We start from the raw sequence: 21,874 nt of genomic DNA, 5'->3' as shown, positions 1-21,874 counted from the left end.
GGCGTCTATCGCGGCTGCCCGGCCTGATCGCCATCATCCGCCTTCGGCCGGGCCGGGCTGTGCGCGGACGCGCCGTCCTGGCTCCGCCGGTGCGAACTGGAGAGGTCGGTCGCGCCGTGCTGGGATCGATGATACGCGATACCCATCTGGAAACTCCAGACGCCGAACAGCAGCGCGCCTGCCACACAGGCCGCCACGAAAGCCCAATCGCGTTTCCTCATCGGTCCAACAAAGCCAATTCGATACCGCACCAACCGCGTGTGTTCCGAGGCTCGCCAAGCGAGCCCGCCGCATTGTGAGACGATTGCACGCGCTTGTCGATCCGCGCGGCTCACCCTCGCATCGGTCACGGAGCGGTGATCATCAAATCATGCGTCCAGAAACACTCCGACCAGATTGCGCGTCCCCCGCAACAAACTTGCCAAACTTTCACTAGGGCGCTGGCGCACTGAGTTCGAAAATGTAAGGACCCGATCGGACGATTCGCGAATGACCGAACTTGAGGAGCTCAGATATTTCGAGCATCAGTGCCTGGAGATGGCGGAGCAATCCACGCTGCCGGATGCCCGCCGCGCGCTCCAGATCCTGGCGCGCAACTACGCCGCCGCGGCCGAAATCGTCGAACGGCGCGCGCAATCCGCCAACACGGCGCTCGCGCAGCTGTTTCGATGCTTGAGGCTGTGACCGGTTGAGGGCGTGACGAGGGCGCCGGTCACGACGACCGATCCCGATGGCGCGGATGCGGTCTGCGCCTAAAGCCGCCGGCTTCAGGACCTTTCGGTCCACCGTCGTCGGCATCGAGATGCTTGAACACATCGGGCGACGCTGCCATCAGATTGCGCGATCTCGGCGGCGTGGCGCCGTCGGCAGTCGGAAGGCGAGGTGCTGCGATGTTCTCGCTGACTTTTCTGGGAACGTCGGCAAGCGTGCCGTCTCCCGAGCGCAATCACCCGGGCATTCTCGTCGAGGCAGCCGGCAGTCGTATTCTGGTCGATTGCGGCGAGGGAACGCAGCGCCAGCTGCTGCGGAGCGGCGCCGGCTTTCGACGGCTTGATCACCTGCTGCTGACCCACGGGCATTTCGATCATGTGCTCGGCATCCCCGGGCTGTTTTCGACCCTCCGGTTGCGGCAAAGTTCGGATGCGATGACGATTCATGCCGGGCCAGGCACGCTCGATGTCGTCGTCCGGATGCTGGCAGGCCTGTGGGGCGAGGGCAGAGCGCCGATCCCGCTTGATCTGGTGCCGTTGAGCGAGGGGCGAGTCCTCGACGCCGGCGAATTCACCGTCGATTGCTTTCCCGTCCGCCACCGGGATACGGACAGCTTCGCCTTCACCTTTCAGAGCGCGATACGCCGTCATCTCCTCCCGGACCGGCTTCTGGCGCTGCGCGTGCCTGATGGGCCGGTTCGCCGGGAGCTGGCGGAGGGGCGGCAGGCGAAGCTGGACGATGGTCGCACCATCGATCCGGAGCAGGTGCTTGGCCCGGCCCAGGGGCGAAAGAAGCTCGTCATTGTCGGTGATGCTGAAACAACCGAGGGGCTGGCTGAACACGTCAGGGACGCCGACGTGCTGGTGATCGAAGCGACGTTTCTCGAGCGCGACGCGGCCATCGCGCGCGACTACGGGCATTTGACGGCCAGCGAAGCCGCCGCGCTCGCAGCGCGAAGCGGGGTCAAGCAACTCGTCCTCACGCACATCTCCGGCCGCTATCCGGACGAGGACATTCTGGCGGAGGCGACGAGGACTTTCCCGAACAGCAGGATAGCCATCGACTTCGACCGCATCGCTATCTGAGTGCGCGCCGCACGAACAACGTTTCATTAACCCGACTCACGCAACGTCGTCCCAGGCCGTCTGGATGGGCCGCTAGCAGAAGGCCGCCACGAGTGACTACGTGGCGGCTTTTTGCGTCCCACAGTGCCAAGGGAGACGACCGATGGACTACGGCGCCTTCACCGACGCCAGCCTGAAGATGATGTACGAAGCCGTCCGCGGTGCGCTCAGAGCCGACGACGAATTCGAGGCAGCCGGCGAAGAGCCAAAATTCCGCGTCCGCGCGACGCCCGAGTGGAAACGGCATGCCGGCAGCCTCGAGGCCGAGATGCTGAAGCGAGGGATGCAGCTCGATATCATCGACTGGACAGGCGGTCAGGGCGAACTGCCGTTATCTTGACGGCCGAACTCCAGCAGCGTTCCGAATGTTCGATCCGAATTGTGCGCTGAACGGCGCGCTTGCGCCGTCATGCGTCGCGCTCCCCCTCGGCGCGGGGGTAAACTTTGTGAGGGGGGCGGTTTTCGTTGTGCCTTGAGCTGTTCCCCGATCGTTCCCTCCCAACGGCGACGCTGGCCCGCTCAGAACGTCCCGTGGCCAAAGCTGAATTCCGCAAGGGCCTAATTGCTCCACCGATGCGCCGCCATTTCGCCGCGCCTCGTTCGCTTTGCCCAACTCTGTTCATATACCTTACGAGGTAACACAGATGTCATCTGTTCGCGGTTTGTGTCGCCACCGATCGGGGTATTCGATCCAGCTCTGCCTACGGCTCGGGCTCAAGGGCGTCCGTCAAGGCCTGCTTTATGTGTTCGGCCTGTTCCTTCGTCAGCTTCTCGGCGAAGTGGCCGTCTTTCTTCAACTGCGCTGGTCCCTTGAGCTCTCGATCATAAACCATCCAGTCGGTGCTTCCTCTCCGAACGACAAACCTTGACTGTAGGGGCGCTGCGTATCTCAACGATACCTCCCAATGAATCCAGCTGCTCGTCTCCAAAAGACACATCCGGCGACAGCTTGTTCCTGAACCGGGACACTGAAATTTCCTGCGCCACCTAAAGAGCAAGGCTCATGCCGGAATACACGCGCCTCCGACCGGTCCGGAGAACCGCAGGCAGGCTCGACGCAAGCGACGCCGAACGTGATGACTGCGACAGGGAGAGCAACGAGCCGTTGGCGTCCGAATGCGTCTGGTCCGAGCATTGGGATTGCAGTTCTGACCGTCCCGAAAAATTACGCCGCCGGGCCCGAAATGAGTTGTCCCGGCGGCGCCCTGTTCTTCCAGCCTCTGGGCCCTGAAATCCCCAGCGCCGAAAACCTACTAAAGATCACGCCGAACAAGTGTGGCTTGGTTCACACAAAATTAAGAACAAGAGCCGGCGCCAGGGCCCGGGCCGGCTTCCAAACACCACGAGAGCGATGTCACTGCCACACGGAAATTTCGCGAATGTTTGGGAGGGGGACTACTTGGCTCAAATGGTTTCAGCGGCCCGAGACATCGGTGACATCTCGTACCGGACACATGGGTACACTTTCCGCTGTTGTTCTGCGGGAGGTGTGGATGCCGTGGAAAGCGAGTTCGGTGATGGAAGAGCGCCGTCGCTTTGTCGCCTGTCTTCTGAACGAGGAGGCCATGGCGGACGTCTGCCGGGAGTGATGCTGTGTTCCGCGTGTCCTACGATATTCCAGCAGGTGGCCCGTAGGCATCGTGATCAGCGATTACGCTGCAACTTCCGTTCTCTCGAAAAAACAGGCCATTGCCTGCGACTTCCTTCCACCAACCCCGGCCAATCCGCGATCGACGCATACTCACCACGCCAAAGCGCCACGCGCTCATATCACCTTGGAATGGCTGCTCGGAGAACAAATCTTGATATCCCGGCACAGGCCAGGTGTGATCCAGCACATCCCACTCCGTGAGATTGCCTTCAAGCCAAGCATCGAAATGATCCCTGATTTTCGTTCCTGGAGGATTCGGAAACAGAGCATTGATGTAGGCTGTTCCGTCCGCATCCAACCTCGTGGGAAGAGCCTCGACGACCCTCCGCAGAAGCTCAGTGCCTTCTATTCCACCGCTCCAAAAATTATCGCTCGCCTTGGCGGCCGTGTCCGGTGCGTAAGGAGGATTACATACCAGCAGATCACATGTCCCGTCGATCGAATCGAAGAGATCGCTTGCAACAAAATCGATGTTGCTCTTTTCGTTTAGCGCTGCATTGAAGTTGGAGAATGCGATGGCGCGTGGACTGACGTCTGCGCCCACTACTGTCGCAGAATGGTCGCTTGCCAGAATAGCGTGCACTCCGGAGCCTGTTCCGAGATCAATGGCGCGCCTGCGGGGAATCCTCTTCACAAAGCCGCCGAGCATAAAGCTCTCTCCCCACAACCACATGACTTGGTTGATTGCGGTATTCTTCTCTGCCTGATCGGTGATCAGGTATTTCCCATAGCATGGAAACAAACAGAAGTTCGACTGCAACACGTTGCCGTTTTTTTCAGCCAATCTCATTTCGAGCGCCGCATCGACAAAGAACGACGAAATCTGCTTCGCGATAACGTCTGCGCTCACCTGCTGGCCATCGATGAAGAGCGTAATGAGATTGTCGATCGGATCGCTCTTCCGAGGAGTCCAGGACATTCGCATTCTTTGCCAGAAATTGACGCCGAGGCGAGGAAGGACCTCAAGACGTTCGGCACAGCTTGCGAGGTCGTAACCGCAACTTCGGAGCTCCTTGACGAAACGGCTCATGCGTTCACGCCGTGCCGGGATTATCGGCAACGGAACTTCCCTGGAAATTGTCGGCAGGAGCGCTCTTGTCCCGTCCTCGCGCTCGATCGGCAGGGAGTCGGCCGGACCGCTCTTCAGCGTCTCCGCCTGCCGAAACCAGGCGAGCAGTTCTTGCTTTCGGTCGGCCAGTGTCGCGCGCAACTCTGCGTCAAGCGCGCCAGCGGGGGCGCTGCACTTCAGGCGGTCCCCTTCGACCCATACTCTGACGTTCCGGTCGCGGAGAACCGATAGAAGGTAAGCGTGGCGTTGAGGCCCTTGAGAATTTTTGTACTCAGTCCTGAGAGGACCGCTAGAAGAGTCATCTTCTGCAAGGGTGCTCACAATGGACGACCATTCGGACGACATAAGACGACCGTTGTCACCGCGTATCGAAGTGTACGCAGGCGCAGGTCGAAAGCGCTGGCCGGACGATTTGAAGGCACAGATTGCCGCGGAAAGCCTTGAGCCGGGGGCGATTGTCACAGATGTCGCGCGTCGCCATGGGTGCCGGCCCCAACAGGTGCACGACTGGCGGCGCCGGGCGCGTTTGGGCCAGTTGGTGCTGCCGGCTTCGGCGGACACGCTGTCGTTCGTGCCGGTGGTATCGGAATCGGCGCTACCGGCGGCCGCAGAGCCCACCGGGTCGCCGGAAGCAGCCGTTGTGACGGTTGAACTCCAGGGGGCACGCGTGGAGGTGCGAGGGACGCCTGGCCTTGCTGTGTTGAGTGATGTGTTCTTGGCGCTTCGACGGACACGTTCATGCTGACGCCGCCCGCGAGCCTCATGATTTACGTGGCGACGCAACCTGTGGACTTCAGAAAAGGTGCGGAGGGCTTGGCGCTGTTGGCGAAGGAGACGCTGGGCCATGACCCGATGAAGGGCGTGGCGGTGGTGTTCCGTGCGAAGCGCGCCGATCGGGTGAAGATTGTCGTCTGGGATGGCAGCGGCCTTGTGATGTATTGGAAGCGGCTCGATGGCAGCGGCTTCAAATGGCCTCCTATCGTGGCCGGCGTGATGCGGATGAATGCCGCCCAGCTGTCCGCGCTTCTGGCCGGCATGGATTGGACGCGGATGCACGCGCCTCGAATCCCGCAGCCGAAAGCACTTGCGTAGGACATAAAATCTTCGCTGCATCGGGGCGCGAAGCATGGCAGACTTGGGCCAATGAGTGATTTGCCTGATGAGCTGCCGAGCGATCCAGCCGAGCTGCGTGTCTTTGCCGCGGCTCTGCTGGATCGCTGCGCCAGGCTCGAGCGGTTGCTCAAGCTTGCGAAGGATGCGCAGTTCGGTCGATCGTCGGAAAAGCTGGACGCTGATCAGCTACAGCTTGTTCTGGAGGACATCGAAGAGGCCGTCGCGGCTCTCGAAGCAGCTGAGGATCGCGCCAATCCCAGAGCCCGCGAGAAGAGAACTGCCAAGCGCAGAGCCAACCGTGGTCAGCTTCCGGAGCATTTGCCACGCATTGTCGAAACGCTGATGCCGGCTGCAACCTGCTGCCCGTGCTGCAAAGGCGATCTCGTTGAGATTGGTCACGATGAGAGCCAGAGGCTCGACGTCGTTCCGGTGCAATACAGGGTGATCGTCACCCGCCGGCCCAAGCTTGCCTGCCGCGCCTGTCATGGCGTCGTCCTCCAGCACGCTGCGCCCGAGCGATTGATCAAGGGGGGACTGCCCACCGAGCGTCTCGTCGCGCATGTAATTGACGCCAAGTATCATTGGCATTTGCCGCTCTATCGTCAGGCGCAGATGCTGGCGACCCACGGTATCGCCATCGACCGTTCCACGCTCGCCTTTTGGGTCGGCTACGCCGCCCAGGAATTGAAGCCCTTGTGGCATCGTCTGCGCCAGCTTCTGCTCGCCTCTTCGAAGCTCTGTGTCGATGAGACCCCGGCGCCGGTGCTGGATCCAGGGCGCGGCAGGACCAAAACCGGCTACTTCTGGGCGCTGTCACGCGATGACAGGCCCTGGGCCGGACCTGATCCACCTGGCGTGGTTTACGCCTATGCACCGGGCCGTGGGGCCGTTCATGGCTTGAGGCTGCTCGAGGGCTATCGCGGCATCATCCACTGCGACGGCTATCAGGCTTACAAGACCATGACCCGAGAGACGCGTGCGGACGCCCTGTCCGGGACGCTCGCCTTCTGCTGGTCGCATCTGCGGCGCCAGTTTGTGAAGATCGAGCGGGAGGCTGCGCCGGCGCCAGCTCCGGTTGCCCGCGAGGCCCTTGAGCGCATCGCCCTGCTTTACGCGGTCGAGAAGGCACTCCGCGGCCGATCTGCGGACGAGCGCCGCGCGGGGCGACAAGCGCATGCCCGGCCTCTGGCTACAGCCTTGAAGCAGTGGTTTGAGGCCAAGCTTGCTCACCTTGCGCAGAAGAGCGACACGGCGAAGGCCCTGCGTTACGCGCTGCGTCATTGGGACGGCCTAACGTTCTACCTTGATGACGGGCGCATCGAGATGGACACCAATGCGGTCGAGCGAGCGATGCGGCCAATCAAGCTCAATGCCAAGAACTCCCTTTTTGCCGGTTGCGACGAAGGTGCCGAGAATTGGGCATTGCTGGCTTCGCTCATTGAGACCTGTAAGCTCAATGGCGTCAGTGCCGAGCACTGGCTCGCTGACGTTCTCGCCAAGCTCGTCAATGGTTGGCCTGCGGCGCGACTGGACGAACTGCTTCCCTGGGCGTCGACCTATACGATGCATACACACGATCCGAGGCTGGCGGCATGAGCCTGAACACGACCGCGGTCCGGATCAAGGTGACCCTCAAGGATGTGAAGCCGGAGGTGATGCGTCGCCTTGTCGTACCCGTCACCCTGCGCCTTGATCGGCTGCATCTGACGCTTCAGGCGGCGTTTGGCTGGACGAACAGCCATCTCTTCGAGTTCCTGGCCGGCGAAGGACGTTGGGGTATACCTGATCCCGATGGAGATTTTGGCCCTCAGCCCATCGATGCCCGCAAGACGCGGCTCTCTAATATCGTTCAGGAGACCGGCGCGAAGACGATCCATTATCTCTACGACTTCGGCGACAGCTGGGATCACGTGATCAAGCTTGAAAAGTGGTTCGACAACACGACAACGGAGGGACTTCCGTTCTTGCTCGAGGCCGCCGGCCGTTGTCCTCCGGAAGATGTCGGCGGTGCGCCAGGCTATGCTGAATACCTCGACGCCATCAGCGACCCCACCCATCCGGAGCACGAACATATGCGCCTCTGGGGCCCGGAGCAGTTCGATCCCAACGTCGTCGACCGGAAGGCGCTTGAGGCCGCTGTCAATGCGTTGTCCGACATATGGAAGCCGCGCCGGCGCACCACGCGCTCAAAATAGACGTCAAGCGCCAATCAAATGGGCCTCAGAGCTACGCTTACGATAGAAGCGTGGCCGTTTCCATTTGAGATCGTCCTCGGGTGCTTCGCCTTGGAATGGGCGCCCGACCTTGGAGGAGCCGGGCAGATGCTATCCCAAGCTTCTTTCGGCACCTGGTCAATCATCCGCATGGCGAGAACACCCGACGCCGTCCGCTTGAAATGCATGCGGGTAGCGCCGGCGTAGCCCCAGGAAGGAAGTGCAAATTCCCGATGGATATTGGCGCGTGCGAAACGCCAAGGTCTCGTGGCCTTAGCTCCACTAGATGAGGTACTCCGGATGTATGGGACCGCCCAGGCGAACAGGTCTTTCCCAGGCTGGAGGATCCGCGCGAACGTTCCGCTCGCGTGGGCCGCCTGGATCGCCTCGAATGCTCTCGCGTGCTCCATCAAGCGTCGGGGGGCTTTGCCTGCACCGCAAGCGGATCAACATCGCCAACCGTGCTGGCCGGCCAACAACTCGGCATCAAGGAAGTCGATGACGGCATTTGGCTCGTCAGCTTCATGCACGATGATTTGGGATACTTCGACCTGGAGCAGAAAACCCTGCAACCCCGCGACAACCCGTTCGGCACAGCACGGCCATCGCCTGGCGCCGCGGCAGCTGCATTGAGAAGATCGAGAAACGGCACGGCCTGGACACCATGCAGGTCGCCGGATGGGTCGCCAGCATCATGCGGGCGGACAAGCCGGCCAAGGTCAACATCGACGTCGGTGGCCTCGGCGCCGGCACCTATGATCGGTTGGTGGAGCAGGGGTATGGCGGTGAACAGCGCAACTTCGGATCGAAGCCGATCGAACCGCCGCCGCTGGATGACAGCGGCAAGGCCTCTGGTGGTCCGGCAAACCGTCGTGCCGGAGATGTGGTCGAACCTCAAGAAAGCGCTGTCAGGATCTCACTCGCTGCCGGACAGCGACAGCCTGCAGGCCGACCTGACGGGGCCCGGCTACAAGTACACCAGCGACGGCCGGCTGGTGCTGGAGAGCAAGGACGAGATGAAGAAGCGGGGTATGCCGAGCCCGGATGAGGGGGACGCCGTGGCGCTGTGCTTCTCGGAGCCGAATGGGTCGCCCTATGTGCGGGCGACCGGGTTCAATCGGGTGATCGAGTATCCGGACGTGGGGTATGCCTAGACAGCTACCGTTATCATCCTACCATTGGTCGAAAGTATAGTTCCCTGCAACTCGCCCTTGCGGATCAGCCCTCGCCGACTTACTAACCTCAGCAACACTGCAGAGATCTATTGAAATAAATCTGGGGGCGCAGTTGGGCGTCGCGCATGCCCTGCAAAGGGTAGTGGATCCGTCTCGGCGGCTTGTCGAGCGGACACACCCGGCCGATCATAGATCATCCCATGCAACTCAATATCGTGCAGATATTGATGGTCTTCGAGCGTTCGCCGTATTTTCGGTGATCCTCTACCATGCATTCCCTGGTGTCATTCCCGGCGGCTACATTGGCGTTGACGTCTTCTTTGTCATCTCCGGCTATCTCATCTCCTCAATCCTTTTTGCCGAATTGAACGAAAATCGTTTCTCGATCGTGTCGTTCTATGAGCGACGCGTTAGACGCATCTTCCCCGCTCTTAGCGTATGCTTGGCGGCTGTCCTGGCATATGGCTTCATTTGCTTGACGCCCGCTGAGCTCGCGCAACTTGGCAAGCATGTATTCCTCGGCGCCGGATTCCTTTCCAATATCGGCTTGTGGCTCGAGAGCGGATACTTCGATGCTGCGGCGACGTCGAAACCATTGCTGCATCTTTGGTCGCTAGGCATTGAAGAGCAATTCTATCTCGTCTGGCCCGCGTTCTTGTGGCTGGCCTTCAGATGGAAGGTCAATTTCAGCCGCGCACTTCTGGCGTTATTTGCGATTTCTTTCGCCATCAACGTCGTTCTGTCGGCGGCGAGCCAGGCTGATGCTTTCTATTTGCCTGTATCGAGGTTTTGGGAGCTGATGGCGGGCGCGGCGCTTGCATGGCTCGGACCGATCGCTCTCCCGCGCGCCGCAAGGTCGTCGGCGTCAATTGCCGGATTTGCTGCGCTTTGCTTCTCAATTGTGATGTTCACGCAGGGCATCGCCTTCCCGGGCTGGTATGCGCTCCTGCCCGTAGCAGGAGCCGCGGCACTAATCTTGGCCGGCCCCGACGCCCCATTGAACCGAAAGGTGTTGGCGCATCACGCAGCTGTTGGAATCGGACTGATCAGCTATCCACTTTATCTTTGGCACTGGCCTCTGATTTCCTACGCCTACATTCTCCGCCTTGGGAAACCGCCTACACCTCTGCTCGGGCTGGCGCTGCTTGCGGTCAGTTTTTTGTTGGCTTGGATGACATATCGATTTGTCGAGCAGCCGGTTCGGTTTGGGGTTCGGCGACATCAGCGCACGTGGATTGCCGCTATCTGCTTGGCAGCGATCGGAGCCAGCGGCTTAATCGCCTGGGCTGCCGGCGGTTTCCCTGACCGTTTCTCGGCGTTTCCCGAAGTAGACATCCGAAAAATCGGCAGCGCCAAGCTGGATGCAGAATTTAATCCGACGACAGGGATGGACGTTATTGACACCGGGTGGGTCAAGATCGCGCATCTCGGTCATGGAGATAAGAAGGTCGCCCTTGCTGGTGACAGCCTGATCTTCCACTTCGGCCCGCGTTTTCAAGAGCTATCCGATGAACAACGCCTGCACGCGAACACGTTCTTCGTAGTCGGTCCTAGGTGTCCGCCAGTTCCCGCCGTTGCACAGCAGGATAAGTTCGCTCGGTGCGCATCGCTGACCGACGATTTGATGGCTTTGGTAAAGAGGGAGACGGTGCAGACCGTTGTATTAGGAGGCGCATGGAGCGGCTACAGCGAGCCAGGAATGTCGGTGCATCGGAACGGTAAGGACCTTCCTCTGGCTTCCCCAGCCGGCAAGGATGCCTTTTTCGATAACCTCGAGGACTATATCAGGGCGCTGCAGTCCGCCGGCGCGCATGTCTACTTGGTGCTCGGCCTGCCGATACATCAGCGCTTTGATCCCGGAAAGATGGCGACCCGGAGTTTCGCCGGCATTCATTTCTCACCGGAGGTCGGTAGATCAGTTCCGATAGCAGAGCTCCGATCGAGCCAGGTAAGTTCGGACGAGCATCTGCGCAGGATCAGTGAGCGGACCGGAGCTGGTATCCTCGATGCCTTCCCAGACATCTGCGGCACAAGTGAGGGATGCTCGCCGTTTTTTGGAGATCGCGAACCCAAGTTCTCAGATTTCACGCACCTGAGGCCGATCTTCGTCCGCCAGCATCTCCGATTTCTTGATTCTCTGTTGGAGTGAGCGCTAGAGCATTTTCCACATGATGTGGATCATCTGGTGTATCCAGCATGCCTAAAGTAGTTGGCACACATCTGCGGCGCAAACGACTTGACGAGTTTGCCGATGAGTTTGAGCAGGGCTTGGACCGTGCGGGTGGCGCCTTTGCGCAGCGCAGCTTTCAACCGGGAGAAGGCCTGTTCGATTGGATTGAGGTCGGGCGAGTAGGCCGGCAGATAACGCACGCGGGCGCCGACAGCCTCCATCGCCTCGCGGACACCGGCGATCTTGTGAGTGCGCAAGTTGTCCATGAAGACGATGTCGCCCTTGCGCAAGGTCGGCGCCAGGACTTGCTCGACATAAGCCAGGAACGAGGGCCCATCCATTGCACCGTCGATGACATAGGGCGCCGTGAGGCCATCGATGCGCAGCGCGGCGACAAGCGTCAGCGTCTTCCAGTGACCATGGGGCACGCCAGAGACGAGGCGCTCACCGCGAGGAGAGCGCCCATAGTGCCGGACCATCTTCGTCGTGACCGCAGTCTCGTCGATAAAGATGAGGCGCGGTGCACGCAGCTTGGGCTGCTCGGCTTTCAGCGCGGCACGCTCGGCAGCGACGTCAGGTCGATCCTGCTCGGCGGCGTGCAGTGTTTTTTTTGAAGGTGATGCTGTGACGGTCGAAGAAACGCCAGATCGAACCGATGCCGGCCTTTTGCTTTCTCTGAGAGCGCAGACGCGCGCGGATCTCCTCGAGCGTCAGGTCCGGCTCCGCGGCGATCAGCTCGATCAGCCACTGCTTGTGCTGCTCCAACGGCGAGCGGCTGTGCCCGGTGCCGGGCTTGGCCTCAACGTTTCCGGTCTTCCTCCAACGATCCATCCATCGGATCGTAGTCGAAGCGCCGAGATTGAGAATGCGCGCAGCCTCACGTGCGCTTTCGCCGGACTCAACAAGCTCAACCGCACGCACCCTGAGGTCCTTGGAGTATCCCTTCGCCATCGCATGCCCCGCATGTTGTCGCGGGCAACACCGAATCTGATTTGCGTGCCCGTGGGAATCCCCTTTGACTGTTCCGATTCACCTCAACTGGAAACCGCTCTAGGTGGTGTGGACTCTAAGGATTCCCTTTTAGGCGCAAATCAGATTCAAGGCTGCTTTTGGGGAGGCCGCCTTGGGTGTGATGGACCGCTTGGTATTGAGCGACGCGACATGGGAGCGGATGGCGCCGCTGATCATCGGCCGGCCTGACCAGAAGGGTTCGACCGGACGGGACAACCGGATGTTTGTGGAGGGCGTACTTTGGATCGTGCGCACTGGCTCTCCCTGGCGTGATCTTCCGGAGGTGTTTGGAGACTGGAACAGCGTGTTTCGGCGCTTCAGTCGATGGAGCATCAAGGGGGTCTGGTGGCGCATATTCGAAGCGATGTCCGGTGATCCGGACTTCGAGTATCTGATCGTCGACTCCACCATCGTCCGGGCGCACCAGCACGCCGCTGGGGCGAAAAAAGGGGGTCTGAAGATCAGGCGATCGGTCGCTCGCGCGGTGGCCTGAGCACCAAGATACATATGGCCGTTCGCGGCCTGGGATGTCCCGTACGGTTCAAGCTCACCGCAGGTCAGAAGAGCGACGTACCGCAAGCCGCCGAATTGATCGAGGGATTACCTGCCCAGGTCGTCATGGCGGATACGGCTTATGACGCCGATCACTTGCGCCAGGCGATCGCTGCCAAAGGCGCGCTCGCCGTCATCCCCAACAACCCGTCACGTGCGCTCAAATATCCGCTGGACAAGCATCTCTATGCCCAGCGTCATCTCGTCGAATGCTGCTTCTCAAAACTCAAGCAGTTCCGCCGCGTCGCAACCCGCTTCGAAAAGACCGCCCGAAATTACCTGGCCGTCGTTACTCTCGCAGCCATCGTCTTATGGATGCGATAAATGTCCACACCACCTAGTCCGTGCTGCATGTCAATGCGATGGTTTCACGCTTAGCTGCGCCGCCGCTTCTAGCGCGGCGCCAAGTGTGGAGTCAGCCAGACCGATCGCCGACTCTACGACCTAAACCATGCCGCTCAACGTGCAGGTTTCGTCGAACTTCGGGTTCAACAGTCACGGTTCAGCTAGGCGGCCCAAGGGGTAGATTGTAAACTTTTCGCCAAGATTGTGAACTTTTACCGAGTATACTAATCTGTTAAAGTATTGGATTTGCTGGAATTTTTGGTGAGCGCGGAGGGACTCGAACCCTCGACCCCATGATTAAAAGTTATGGTTTTCAGCATTTCATTGGATTTCACTTCCCTTCATTTCCTTTCATAGTCGATTGAAATGCTTGCTATTTTGACGATTTAGTGCTATCAGCTCCTTTCATCGGGTCACACGCTATTTCAGATTCTTGTGGCCCCGGAGTGGCCCATGCCCGCCAAGCAGCACCGGAAAGAATTGACCGTCACCATGATCGGGAAGCTGAAGGCACCCGTGGCTCAGCCGGGGGCGAAGCACGCGCCACGGCTTTGGGTCGCGGACTCGATCGTGCCTGGCTTTGGTGTCCGGGTGAGCGATAAAGGGACGAAAACCTTCGTTCTCAGGACCCGATATCCTGGCGAGGCAAGCGCCAGCCGGCGCGAGATCGGCAAAGTCGGAGAAATTGAACTCACCGTTGCGCGAGAGAAGGCGCGCCGATGGCTGGGGTTGATCGCCGATGGCAAGGATCCGGCCCGGGTGGAGGAAGAGCAGCGCGACGCCCAGATCGAAAGGGACGCCCGCACGATCGACGCTGTTCTAGATGCTTTCGTAAAGCGTCACGCCAGCAAACTCCGGAGTGCTGATCAGGTTACGCACGCCTTCGATACATACGTTCGACCAAAATTGGGCTCCAAGTCCATCTATGACGTCAAGCGCAGCGAAATCGTCACAATGCTGGATGACGTCGAGGATGAGGCCGGCCCGGTCATGGCGGATCGAGTATTGGCTCACGTCCGGAAGGCCTTCAATTGGCAGGCGGCGCGCGACGATGAATTCAATTCGCCAATCGTCCGCGGCATGGCTCGGACCAAGCCAAAAGAGCGGCAGCGCAAGCGGACGCTGACCGACGATGAGATCCGCGACGTGTGGGCGGCGCTCGACACCACTCCCGACCTGCCTGCATGTTATCCGCGCTTCGTCAGATCGTTGTTGCTGTGTGCCACGCGTCGCAACGAGTCCGCTTACATGCACTCAGCCGAGTTTGAGGGCGACAACTGGACCATCCCCGGCAAGCGCTACAAGAATAAACTCGACCATGTGATTCCGTTGACTGCTGCGGCAAAGGTGTTGATCGGCGACAAGCCCGAGGGTTTGAAAGGCAATTCGTGGTTCATCTTCTCGACCACTGGCGGCAAAAAGGGATTCAGCGGTTTCTCTAAAGCCAAGCGCACACTGGATGCGCAGATCGCCAAAGCCCGCAAGGCAGAGGGCAGGGAAGCGATGCCGGGTTGGACGTTGCATGACCTTAGACGAACCGCCCGCAGCCTCATGAGCCGCGCCAAGGTGCCGGCGGATCACGCAGAGCGTTGCTTGGGGCACGTCATCGGAGGTGTGCGTGAGACCTACGACCGATACGAATATCTGGACGAGAAGCGCGTGGCATTTGAAGAGATCGCCGGATTGGTCGAACTGATTTTGAAGCCGCCATCGAGCAACGTGATCTCGTTTCAAGCGCCATAACAGGGGCGGTTAATTTCTATTAACCCGCACGGCGTTGATTTTCGCTGAAATCTGATGTATGGTTCTGCATGTCTAGACTTTGAGTAGCTATTTAAGTCGCGACCGAGATGGTTGCGAGAGACCGGGATGGTCTCATAGCGAGGGAAAGTCGAACGGTCCGGGATGGGCTGGGATGAGCGCAACAAAGCGCCCGCCCGGCCATTTATTTTGCCCGCCGGCGGCGCCACCAGAGGCCGCCCATGTCACAGACACTGATTTCTTACGAAAGCCTGGCTGCAAAGGGCATCGCCGCGTCAAAGGTCACGCTTTGGCGATGGGAGCGCGCACGACAGTTCCCCAAGCGTGTAACGATCTCCCACCAGAAAGTCGCTTGGCTCGAAAGCGAAGTGGACGCCTGGCTGCAGGCCCGCATCGCCGCGCGTAGACAGCCGGTAGCAGCGTGAGAGGAATCCAAATGACCACCGTCAGAAAACCCCCGACACCACTTTCCGAGTCGAACGGCACGTTCGGCCATCAGGTCGAAACGCCGCGTGCGCGATCGACGTCAGTCGGCACGTTCGGCCATCAGGTCGAGCAACCGGCCATACCGATGACCAACACGGTCAACGGCGTAACCCACATTGTGTCGCCCGGCGCAAACGAACCGAAGTAGGCAGCATGTCCAAGTTCTTCATCGACTACCTCAATAAGGGACTGGATACGACCCGTCCCACGCAAAAGCGTGTGCACGGGATTATGCAAGTTCAGCTTGGCATCAAAAGCAGCGCCAAAGAAAAGGCGGCTGCTGCCGAGCAGCGCCCGGACTGGGCGCATCTGAACGAAACGGGACGCAAGGCCGCGCGACGCGACGAAATCTCGGATTTCGTGAAGAGTAACGCGCAAGCTCGTCTCTCGCTGAAAAAGCTTCGTACCGAGATCAAGTCTTTGCTGCCGAAGATGCCGGGTCGTGAAAAAGACGACTTGGCCGGCGTTCTTCAGGATCAGGAATATCGGAGCTATGTGCGCGGCTTGCCGCAGGAACAGCGTGACCGTGTGCAGCGCCTGCACCCGGACATCGCGGCCGCGGTCGCCAGGGCGCCGGCTGAACTGAGTGGAGTATCTCAGAGCCTGCATGATGAACTGGTCGGCGACATTCTAAGAACCACGCACGGCGCGGAATTGGCAAAAGTCGCAGCCGATCTGGAGGCGATCGGTTGGGCCGAAGAGTTGGTGCGCGAAGCGGACAAGGAAATTCGAAGCGCGGCGGAAGTCGCGCATGAGACCGACTTCCGGATGTGGGCGAAACCGTTGGTGGATCCCATCCTCGCTGAGGAAAGGGCGGACTTCGACGCGGTGTTCAGTCGCGCGACGTCGGACGACCTAAATCTGCGCAATATCGTCTCGCATCTCTCGAACGAAAGCTAACGGCGGCTATAGCCGGTGGCCGCTGCATGGCGCGGGCGGGATGATTGACCCGCAATTGTCCCGCCGGCTGCCATCCCATCTAAGGAGAAGACCTTGACGGATCTTGCGCAACTCGGCATCGAACTGACGTCCAACGGCATCGACCAGACGAACCAAAAGCTCGATCAGTTCGTCGGCAAGGCCAAATCTGCCGGCACTGCCGCGGACGATTTCGAGTCGAAGGCGAACAAGGCATTCACGTCCGCGGGAAGCTCGTCGACCACGAATGCCGATCGGGTCAATTCCGCCTTCCGTTCGATGGCGACCGGTATCTCCAATGCGAACAGCACGGTTGCGAACAGCGGCGGTGTGGTTAGTTCGATGGGCGCGCAAATCAACGCAGCGTTGGCGCGCAGCACGGTTTCCTTCGACGCCTTCCGTCAGGGTGTCGCAAAGGCCAACACAGAAGTAGGTACCGCGACGAAAGCCGTAGGCCTGGCTGGTCATGAGGTGGTGAACCTTGGCCGGCAAGTCACGGACGTCGGTGTATCCCTCCTGTCCGGCCAAAGCCCATTCATCGTGGCAGTTCAGCAAGGTGCACAAATCGGCGACATCTTCGCCACGACCAAGGGTACGGTTGCCGGCTTCTTCGATCAGGTGGTGACGGGCGCAGCACGTATTTTGACGCCCATGCGCCTGGCCGTCGGAGGGGTTGCCGGGCTGGCGGCCGGCGCAGCATATCTTGGCTACAACTGGTCGGAGTCCGAGGCGCAAATGAACCGCGCCGTGATCGGCATCGGCGCCGCCACCGGCTCTAGCGCAGCCGATCTGAACAGCTTTGCCAAGGCCAACGCATCCGCTACCGGCCTCACCATCGGCGAAGCGCGGAACCTTGCCATCGAGCTGACCAAGACCGGTGACATCTCCGTAAAAAGCCTCAAGGGCGTGGGCGATGCTGTCCACGGCTACGCGATATTGACCGGCAAGGATGCCACGGAAGCGACGAAAGACTTCGCTGCGGCGTTGGGCGGCAATCTGGTGGCGGGGGCTGAGAAGCTCAACCAGACCTACATGGCGATCAACGCCAACACGCTGGGATACATCCAGACGCTCGAACTGCAGGGCGATCGTTCCGCCGCCATTCAGGTCATCATCGATGCCATCGCTCCCGCGAACAAGCGGGCCGAAGACAGCGTTTCCTCGCTGAGCAAGGCCTACCAAGTACTGGCCGGCGTGATGTCGGCCATCAAGAATGGCCCTGGCATTGGTGCCGAGCCCGGCAACCCGAACGTCAGCCAGTTCACCCAGCAGCGAAACACCGCCGCGGACCTTCTCGGTCCCTCCGGTTCGTTGGACAATTTCGGCGGTCCCGACGGGCTCGCCGGATTTGCCCAGGTCGGGCAGCAGTTGGACGAGCTTCAGAAAAAGCTCGACAGCTTCAATACCGGCCCGACCCAAGAACAGTTGAATAAGCTTTCGGTCGAGAGCAAGGCTGTGACCGAGTCGATCATTCCGCAAATTGCGCAGATCGACAATCTGCAACGCGCGCTCGCCAAGCTTCAGGAAGCGAAGGCGAACGGCGTCGCGGCGCCCGGCACCGACGAGGCGATCGTCGCTGCTCAGAACCAAATAGCTGCTCTGCAAGCATCTCAAGCGCAAGCCGACATTTACAACACGCGCATCAAACAGATCAGCGCGTCGTGGGGTGACGTTGATCAAGCCACGGCGCTCGCGCTGCAGTCGGCACAAAACCAACTACCAGTCTACCAAGCGGTCGGTGGCGCCGCCAAAATGGCAGCGCAGGCTACAGCCGACTACGCCAACTACATGGTCCAGGGCAAGACCGCGACGGAGGCCGCAGCCCTGGCAGCGAGCAACCTGGCAGCGCGTCAGGCCCAAGTGAATTCCAGTGCGCAGGAAACGCTTGCGTCTCTGCGGGATCAGTACGCGGTTGCATCCGCCAGGACTCCTCTGCAAGCGATTCAGGCACAGGCACAGGCCACGTTCAATGGCTTGATCCGGCAAGGCGTGGACAATGAGACGGCGCTGGCTACTGCTCAGCAACAGGCAGCCAACGCGCAGGCCCAACAGAACGTTGCTCAAGAGATTGCGGATCAGCAGCGGATCAATGCGCTAGAGCAGATCTACCAGCAAAATCAGAAGCCCGTCGAAGCATCGCAGGACCAGCTTGCCTTGCTGAAAGCCGCCAACAAGGCGGACGAGTCTAGCGTCGAAAATCGAGCCGAAAGGAAAAGCGACGATGTCCGCCGTCATCTGGCTAAAGCAGCGTGACGCATGCCATCTGTTGGTGGACGCGACCGGCTATCTCGAAGACGGCGAGATTGTCTGGATCGGTGACAAGTGTGAGATGTTACCCGATCTGCATTGTGCAGTCTCGTGCTTGGGTGCAGCGGGCTTGGGCGACGTTGTGATTGAAGCACTCTGCGAAACCTTTTCGTCATTTGACGAGATTGTCGAGGGCGGCCCGACGGTCCCCGGACCCGTCTCTGAACTTCGCGGCAAGCCAGATATTCCCCTTGAATCCTTAATGAGAGAGATTTTCGAGACGTATTGCAGCAACGTCACTGGACCAGGGCGACGTGTCTGCGAGGCATGGCTGATTGGCTGGTCACATCAACGCAACCGCGCTGAAGGCTACTCGATCTGGCTGGAGAACTTCGACGAGTGGGAAAAGCGCGATGGAGGAAACCCAGGGAGCTGTCCGCCGTTCCGGCTGGTTTCGAACAGCTGGCCGATGAACTTAGCGTGCAGTCCGACGCCGACAAAGCAACAGTTCGACGAGGCGCACTTTGCACCTTGGGATACAGAAAGCCTGATACCGGAGATCGATCTGTTGCAGTTCATGGAACTACAGCGTCGGAAGCCATTTGGCGACAGTTATCCTCCAAGATACGTGGTCGGCGGTTACGCGTTGCTCACTACCGTCGATCGCCGCGGCGTCACGCAGCGGAGGATTCACACCTGGCCAGAAGACACAGTCGGAGGAATGATAACGCCGCTTCCGATCGATTGGGCAAGGTGGCGAGCGGAGCGTGAGGCGCCCTTGCAGAATACCATCATCAAGATGCCACCACCATTGAACAGGTCGCAGCGTCGGCGGCTCAACGCAACGGGCGGACGAAAATGAGCACAGCAACCCAACTCGAAGAGATCGTCTAGTGCGGACCTATTCGTTTGATTTCCGCAACGCACGACCCGCCTTCCTGTTCACGATCACACGAACCGATGGCGTAGTCATTCGCGTGACGAGTTACGTTCGTCCGATCACCATTGCGGGGGTCACCTGGCAGCCGGGTGGTCTGCTTCAGGTCGGCGACAACACCGAGACGAACAGTGGCGATCCGCCCACCATGTCGTTCAAGGTCGTCATGCGTGACGATGGCTTGTTCACCAAGCTGGACATCGCGAACAGAAAATTCGATGGAGCCTATGCGTTGGTTGAGGTCACGAACGCCAAGAACCCGACCACTAAGGATTACGAATTCGACGGGCTGCTGAAGGGTGACGTTTCCTTCGACCGATACGGCAATGCCGAATTCGAGATTCTCAACAAGTTCGCGCTCCAAAGAGATGTTTTCGTTCGAAAGTACAGCATCCAAGACGACGTTGATTTCGGCGATCCGCGTCGTTCAAAAGTCGCGACATTCCCCACCGTTGATGTGACGAGCCAGGATCTGTCCGACGTGGCGCGCAGCGCGACGTTGACCGTCGGCGATCGTCGCCGCTTCCGTTACGGCTCCGCCGGCAATCCGAGCGACTATCACAACGTCTATTGGGAAGTTACCGCCGTATCGGGACCGACTGGCGCCGCTGCACCGGTGTCTCCGAGCGACACAATAGACGCTTCTGTGACAGACGGAGGGGTGACGTTCACGGTACGCAACGCATGGGCGCGGGCGTTTCAGGTCGCTTCGATTGTTGACGAGCGGCACATTACGATCGCCGTGACCGAACCGCGCGCCGGCGGTGACACGAGTTGGTTTGCACCTGGCTTGCTGGTCATGCGCTCCGGGCATTGCACCAACCGCGCCTCCGATATCGATGCGTGGGATGGCACCAGTCAGATTGAGATAGTCGTGCCGTTCGGCCATCTGCTTCAAGTCGGAGATTGGGGTGAAATCGCCCCTGACTTATGACCAGACCCTTGATATGGCGGTCGCCAAATACGGCAACGCCAACAATTACCGCGGTTTTCCGCATCTGACCGGGGCGCGAGTTGCCACCTCAACCTTCGTCCCAGGAACGACCGTCGACACGCCGGACGGTGGCTTTGGCACCGGTCCCGGTGATGGCAGTCCCGGTGACGGTGGCGGCAGCCCTGGTGGATATGAAACGCAGGCCGTCGAATTCCTTGCGGGGAGCGATTGATGATCGAACAAGATAATGAGGACCGATATCGCCGTCACGTGCGGACAGCAGCCCATCACGCCGAGCTTCTGTCCCTCGACGACAAGCACAAGCTCGGGCTTGAGTTCATCGCACAAGGGCTTCAACTGGTCTTCGTCGGGTTTCACTACGACGTTATGCGCTGGTGCGCGCCGTTCCTCGTCGAAATCACAGCGGAATCGCTCAAGCAAGGTTTGGGATTAAAGGACGGCACGAATGTCTGAGCAGAGCGACGAATTTGGAACAGTCAAATTCTTTAAGCCAGAGCTTGGTTACGGCTTCATCTTGCCGGATCACGGTGACAGGGACATCTACTTGCACAGGAAGCAGATTGCGAACGGTGCAATGATGGAGAGGGGGTGTCGGGTGAAGTACGAACTGAAAAAGGATGTCGCCCGAGGCAGCCTTTGGGCCAAGAACGTGAGGCTGGCTGTTTAACGCAGCATCCGATCAAGCGGATTTGTCGGCCTGTCGTCAGGCAGATCGGTGAACGCAGCGTCGAGCCGCAGCCGGTCCCAGATCGCCCGCCCATCGATGCGCTTCGGCCTTGGCATACGACCATCCGCAACCATCTGATCGAACTTGGTGACACCCACTCCGACGTAACGTGCGGCTTCATCGCGCGACATGCCGCGGGGCGGGTAGGCGATTGGGTCGGGGCGGACTTCAGCGATATTTCTCGCAGGTTGGTTCATCAGGCTTCTGTTTGCATAGTTGTGCAATCCGTTCCTTGAGTTCGCTCAGCTTCGCAATTCGACAGGACTGCACAATATCGTCCGCTTCGTCCGAATTGCTGGCAATCTTCAAAGACTTCGAACTCTGCTCGTAAATGAATACGGCCTTGCCAGTATACCCGCCGAAACCATTCTTTGCGTTCAAAAGGCCGCAAACCACCTTGTTTCCAGCATCACGTCCGATAGCCACCTCGTCGGAATATTGCGCTGAAGTGGGATCCCTAAGCCTAGACTCTATTGCTGCACGCGCCTCGTCGATGACCGAGCGCCCGGTGTGCCCCCGCCATCCCTTAATAATCCAGAGACCTGCAACCCCGTTGACCAGAAGAAGCCCAAGCACCGCAATGACGAAAATCGGTCTACTCATGAAACACCGACCAAAAATGCTTGAAATATGCCGCCTAAGCTAGCGCAACCTATAGGAGCGCGCAACCCGAGCGCCAATGTAAAATGTCTACAAAACAAGGGGTTTT

General features: G+C 59.7%; 25 protein-coding genes and 2 pseudogenes. 21 read left to right on the top strand and 6 right to left on the bottom strand.

Going from position 1 to position 21,874, the window contains the following annotated elements:
* The first annotated feature begins 489 nt into the window (after positions 1 to 489).
* The 3 genes from J2R80_RS29100 to J2R80_RS29090 all read left to right on the top strand — a co-directional run bounded on the left by J2R80_RS29100 (position 490) and on the right by J2R80_RS29090 (position 2,175).
* Positions 490 to 684 carry a hypothetical protein gene (locus J2R80_RS29100; protein ID WP_016846119.1) on the top strand — a complete coding sequence of 65 codons (195 nt, stop codon included), beginning with the start codon at positions 490 to 492 and terminating at the stop codon, positions 682 to 684.
* 206 nt (positions 685 to 890) lie between these two features.
* Positions 891 to 1,796: a ribonuclease Z gene (locus tag J2R80_RS29095; RefSeq protein WP_057018604.1), complete on the top strand. Its 906-nt coding sequence runs from the start codon at positions 891 to 893 to the stop codon at positions 1,794 to 1,796.
* Between the two features lie 142 nt (positions 1,797 to 1,938).
* The gene (locus J2R80_RS29090) at positions 1,939 to 2,175 is read left to right on the top strand and encodes a hypothetical protein (protein ID WP_057018484.1); all 237 of its coding nucleotides are present in this window, start codon (positions 1,939 to 1,941) and stop codon (positions 2,173 to 2,175) included.
* A 361-nt stretch (positions 2,176 to 2,536) separates the two neighbouring features.
* On the opposite strand, the gene J2R80_RS43320 is transcribed toward J2R80_RS29090, so the two are convergent.
* The 3 genes and pseudogenes from J2R80_RS43320 to J2R80_RS43795 form a co-directional block, all read right to left on the bottom strand.
* A complete protein-coding gene (locus tag J2R80_RS43320; RefSeq protein WP_256527598.1) occupies positions 2,537 to 2,668 on the bottom strand; it encodes a hypothetical protein in 132 nt (43 codons plus the stop codon).
* A gap of 774 nt (positions 2,669 to 3,442) precedes the next feature.
* A complete protein-coding gene (locus tag J2R80_RS29085; protein WP_253639844.1) occupies positions 3,443 to 4,696 on the bottom strand; it encodes a methyltransferase in 1,254 nt (417 codons plus the stop codon).
* 6 nt (positions 4,697 to 4,702) lie between these two features.
* Positions 4,703 to 4,900, bottom strand: a pseudogene (locus J2R80_RS43795) (hypothetical protein); the annotation flags it as partial.
* Between J2R80_RS43795 and J2R80_RS29080 the strand changes: the two are divergent.
* The 7 genes and pseudogenes from J2R80_RS29080 to J2R80_RS29055 all read left to right on the top strand — a co-directional run bounded on the left by J2R80_RS29080 (position 4,878) and on the right by J2R80_RS29055 (position 11,205).
* On the top strand, positions 4,878 to 5,300 hold the full coding sequence (locus J2R80_RS29080) for a transposase (RefSeq protein WP_247280258.1): 423 nt from the start codon (positions 4,878 to 4,880) through the stop codon (positions 5,298 to 5,300). The pseudogene J2R80_RS43795 and the gene J2R80_RS29080 sit on opposite strands and share 23 nt — an antisense overlap.
* Positions 5,294 to 5,647, top strand: a complete 354-nt coding sequence (tnpB, locus tag J2R80_RS29075) for an IS66 family insertion sequence element accessory protein TnpB (protein WP_011931031.1) — start codon at positions 5,294 to 5,296, stop codon at positions 5,645 to 5,647. The genes J2R80_RS29080 and tnpB overlap by 7 nt, the downstream gene beginning before the upstream one ends.
* 51 nt (positions 5,648 to 5,698) lie before the next feature.
* The gene (locus J2R80_RS29070; RefSeq protein WP_253639843.1) at positions 5,699 to 7,264 is read left to right on the top strand and encodes an IS66 family transposase; all 1,566 of its coding nucleotides are present in this window, start codon (positions 5,699 to 5,701) and stop codon (positions 7,262 to 7,264) included.
* A complete protein-coding gene (locus J2R80_RS29065; RefSeq protein WP_253589677.1) occupies positions 7,261 to 7,863 on the top strand; it encodes a plasmid pRiA4b ORF-3 family protein in 603 nt (200 codons plus the stop codon). Before J2R80_RS29070 ends, J2R80_RS29065 begins: the two co-directional genes overlap by 4 nt.
* Before the next feature lie 427 nt (positions 7,864 to 8,290).
* Positions 8,291 to 8,474: pseudogene (locus J2R80_RS43790) on the top strand (hypothetical protein); the annotation flags it as partial.
* 261 nt (positions 8,475 to 8,735) lie between these two features.
* Complete coding sequence (locus J2R80_RS29060; RefSeq protein WP_253590284.1) at positions 8,736 to 9,035, top strand: hypothetical protein; 300 nt, start codon at positions 8,736 to 8,738, stop codon at positions 9,033 to 9,035.
* Positions 9,036 to 9,168: 133 nt separating this feature from the next.
* Positions 9,169 to 11,205 carry an acyltransferase family protein gene (locus J2R80_RS29055; protein WP_253590283.1) on the top strand — a complete coding sequence of 679 codons (2,037 nt, stop codon included), beginning with the start codon at positions 9,169 to 9,171 and terminating at the stop codon, positions 11,203 to 11,205.
* A 29-nt stretch (positions 11,206 to 11,234) separates the two neighbouring features.
* Here the strand turns inward: J2R80_RS29055 and J2R80_RS29050 are convergent.
* Positions 11,235 to 12,177 (bottom strand): IS630 family transposase gene (locus tag J2R80_RS29050; protein WP_253590282.1). Its coding sequence is split into 2 segments (ribosomal slippage): positions 11,235 to 11,837 and positions 11,839 to 12,177, totalling 942 coding nucleotides; the frame shifts between segments, so codons are not numbered across the junction.
* A gap of 172 nt (positions 12,178 to 12,349) precedes the next feature.
* Between J2R80_RS29050 and J2R80_RS29045 the strand changes: the two genes are divergently transcribed.
* From J2R80_RS29045 to J2R80_RS28995, 11 genes are all read left to right on the top strand, one after another.
* Positions 12,350 to 13,113 (top strand): IS5 family transposase gene (locus J2R80_RS29045; protein WP_139481326.1). Its coding sequence is split into 2 segments (ribosomal slippage): positions 12,350 to 12,685 and positions 12,688 to 13,113, totalling 762 coding nucleotides; the frame shifts between segments, so codons are not numbered across the junction.
* 474 nt (positions 13,114 to 13,587) lie between these two features.
* Positions 13,588 to 14,877, top strand: a complete 1,290-nt coding sequence (locus J2R80_RS29040; RefSeq protein ID WP_253639842.1) for a site-specific integrase — start codon at positions 13,588 to 13,590, stop codon at positions 14,875 to 14,877.
* 239 nt (positions 14,878 to 15,116) lie between these two features.
* A complete protein-coding gene (locus tag J2R80_RS29035; RefSeq protein WP_253639841.1) occupies positions 15,117 to 15,320 on the top strand; it encodes an AlpA family transcriptional regulator in 204 nt (67 codons plus the stop codon).
* Positions 15,321 to 15,331: 11 nt separating this feature from the next.
* Positions 15,332 to 15,529, top strand: coding sequence for a hypothetical protein (locus tag J2R80_RS29030; protein WP_253639840.1), 198 nt, complete (start codon positions 15,332 to 15,334; stop codon positions 15,527 to 15,529).
* A 5-nt stretch (positions 15,530 to 15,534) separates the two neighbouring features.
* Entirely contained in the window at positions 15,535 to 16,281 is a 747-nt protein-coding gene (locus J2R80_RS29025; protein WP_253639839.1) for a hypothetical protein, read from the top strand.
* Between the two features lie 93 nt (positions 16,282 to 16,374).
* Complete coding sequence (locus J2R80_RS29020; protein ID WP_253639838.1) at positions 16,375 to 18,552, top strand: phage tail length tape measure family protein; 2,178 nt, start codon at positions 16,375 to 16,377, stop codon at positions 18,550 to 18,552.
* On the top strand, positions 18,521 to 19,408 hold the full coding sequence (locus tag J2R80_RS29015) for a hypothetical protein (protein WP_253639837.1): 888 nt from the start codon (positions 18,521 to 18,523) through the stop codon (positions 19,406 to 19,408). The genes J2R80_RS29020 and J2R80_RS29015 overlap by 32 nt, the downstream gene beginning before the upstream one ends.
* Positions 19,409 to 19,439: 31 nt before the next feature.
* Complete coding sequence (locus J2R80_RS29010; protein WP_253639836.1) at positions 19,440 to 20,417, top strand: DUF2163 domain-containing protein; 978 nt, start codon at positions 19,440 to 19,442, stop codon at positions 20,415 to 20,417.
* The gene (locus J2R80_RS29005) at positions 20,395 to 20,649 is read left to right on the top strand and encodes a hypothetical protein (RefSeq protein WP_253639835.1); all 255 of its coding nucleotides are present in this window, start codon (positions 20,395 to 20,397) and stop codon (positions 20,647 to 20,649) included. The genes J2R80_RS29010 and J2R80_RS29005 overlap by 23 nt, the downstream gene beginning before the upstream one ends.
* Positions 20,649 to 20,891 carry a hypothetical protein gene (locus tag J2R80_RS29000; RefSeq protein WP_253639834.1) on the top strand — a complete coding sequence of 81 codons (243 nt, stop codon included), beginning with the start codon at positions 20,649 to 20,651 and terminating at the stop codon, positions 20,889 to 20,891. Before J2R80_RS29005 ends, J2R80_RS29000 begins: the two co-directional genes overlap by 1 nt.
* Positions 20,884 to 21,105 (top strand): cold-shock protein, encoded by a 222-nt coding sequence (locus J2R80_RS28995; RefSeq protein WP_253639833.1) that lies wholly within the window; start codon positions 20,884 to 20,886, stop codon positions 21,103 to 21,105. Before J2R80_RS29000 ends, J2R80_RS28995 begins: the two co-directional genes overlap by 8 nt.
* Here the strand turns inward: J2R80_RS28995 and J2R80_RS28990 are convergent.
* Positions 21,102 to 21,362, bottom strand: a complete 261-nt coding sequence (locus tag J2R80_RS28990) for a hypothetical protein (RefSeq protein ID WP_253639832.1) — start codon at positions 21,360 to 21,362, stop codon at positions 21,102 to 21,104. The two genes, J2R80_RS28995 and J2R80_RS28990, sit on opposite strands and share 4 nt — an antisense overlap.
* Positions 21,334 to 21,768, bottom strand: a complete 435-nt coding sequence (locus J2R80_RS28985) for a hypothetical protein (RefSeq protein WP_253639831.1) — start codon at positions 21,766 to 21,768, stop codon at positions 21,334 to 21,336. The genes J2R80_RS28990 and J2R80_RS28985 overlap by 29 nt, the downstream gene beginning before the upstream one ends.
* Positions 21,769 to 21,874: the final 106 nt, after the last annotated feature.

It is taken from the genome of Bradyrhizobium sp. USDA 4541, from assembly GCF_024171085.1.
Lineage (GTDB): Bacteria > Pseudomonadota > Alphaproteobacteria > Rhizobiales > Xanthobacteraceae > Bradyrhizobium > Bradyrhizobium australafricanum.
This window is presented reverse-complemented; position numbering and strand designations above follow the sequence as displayed.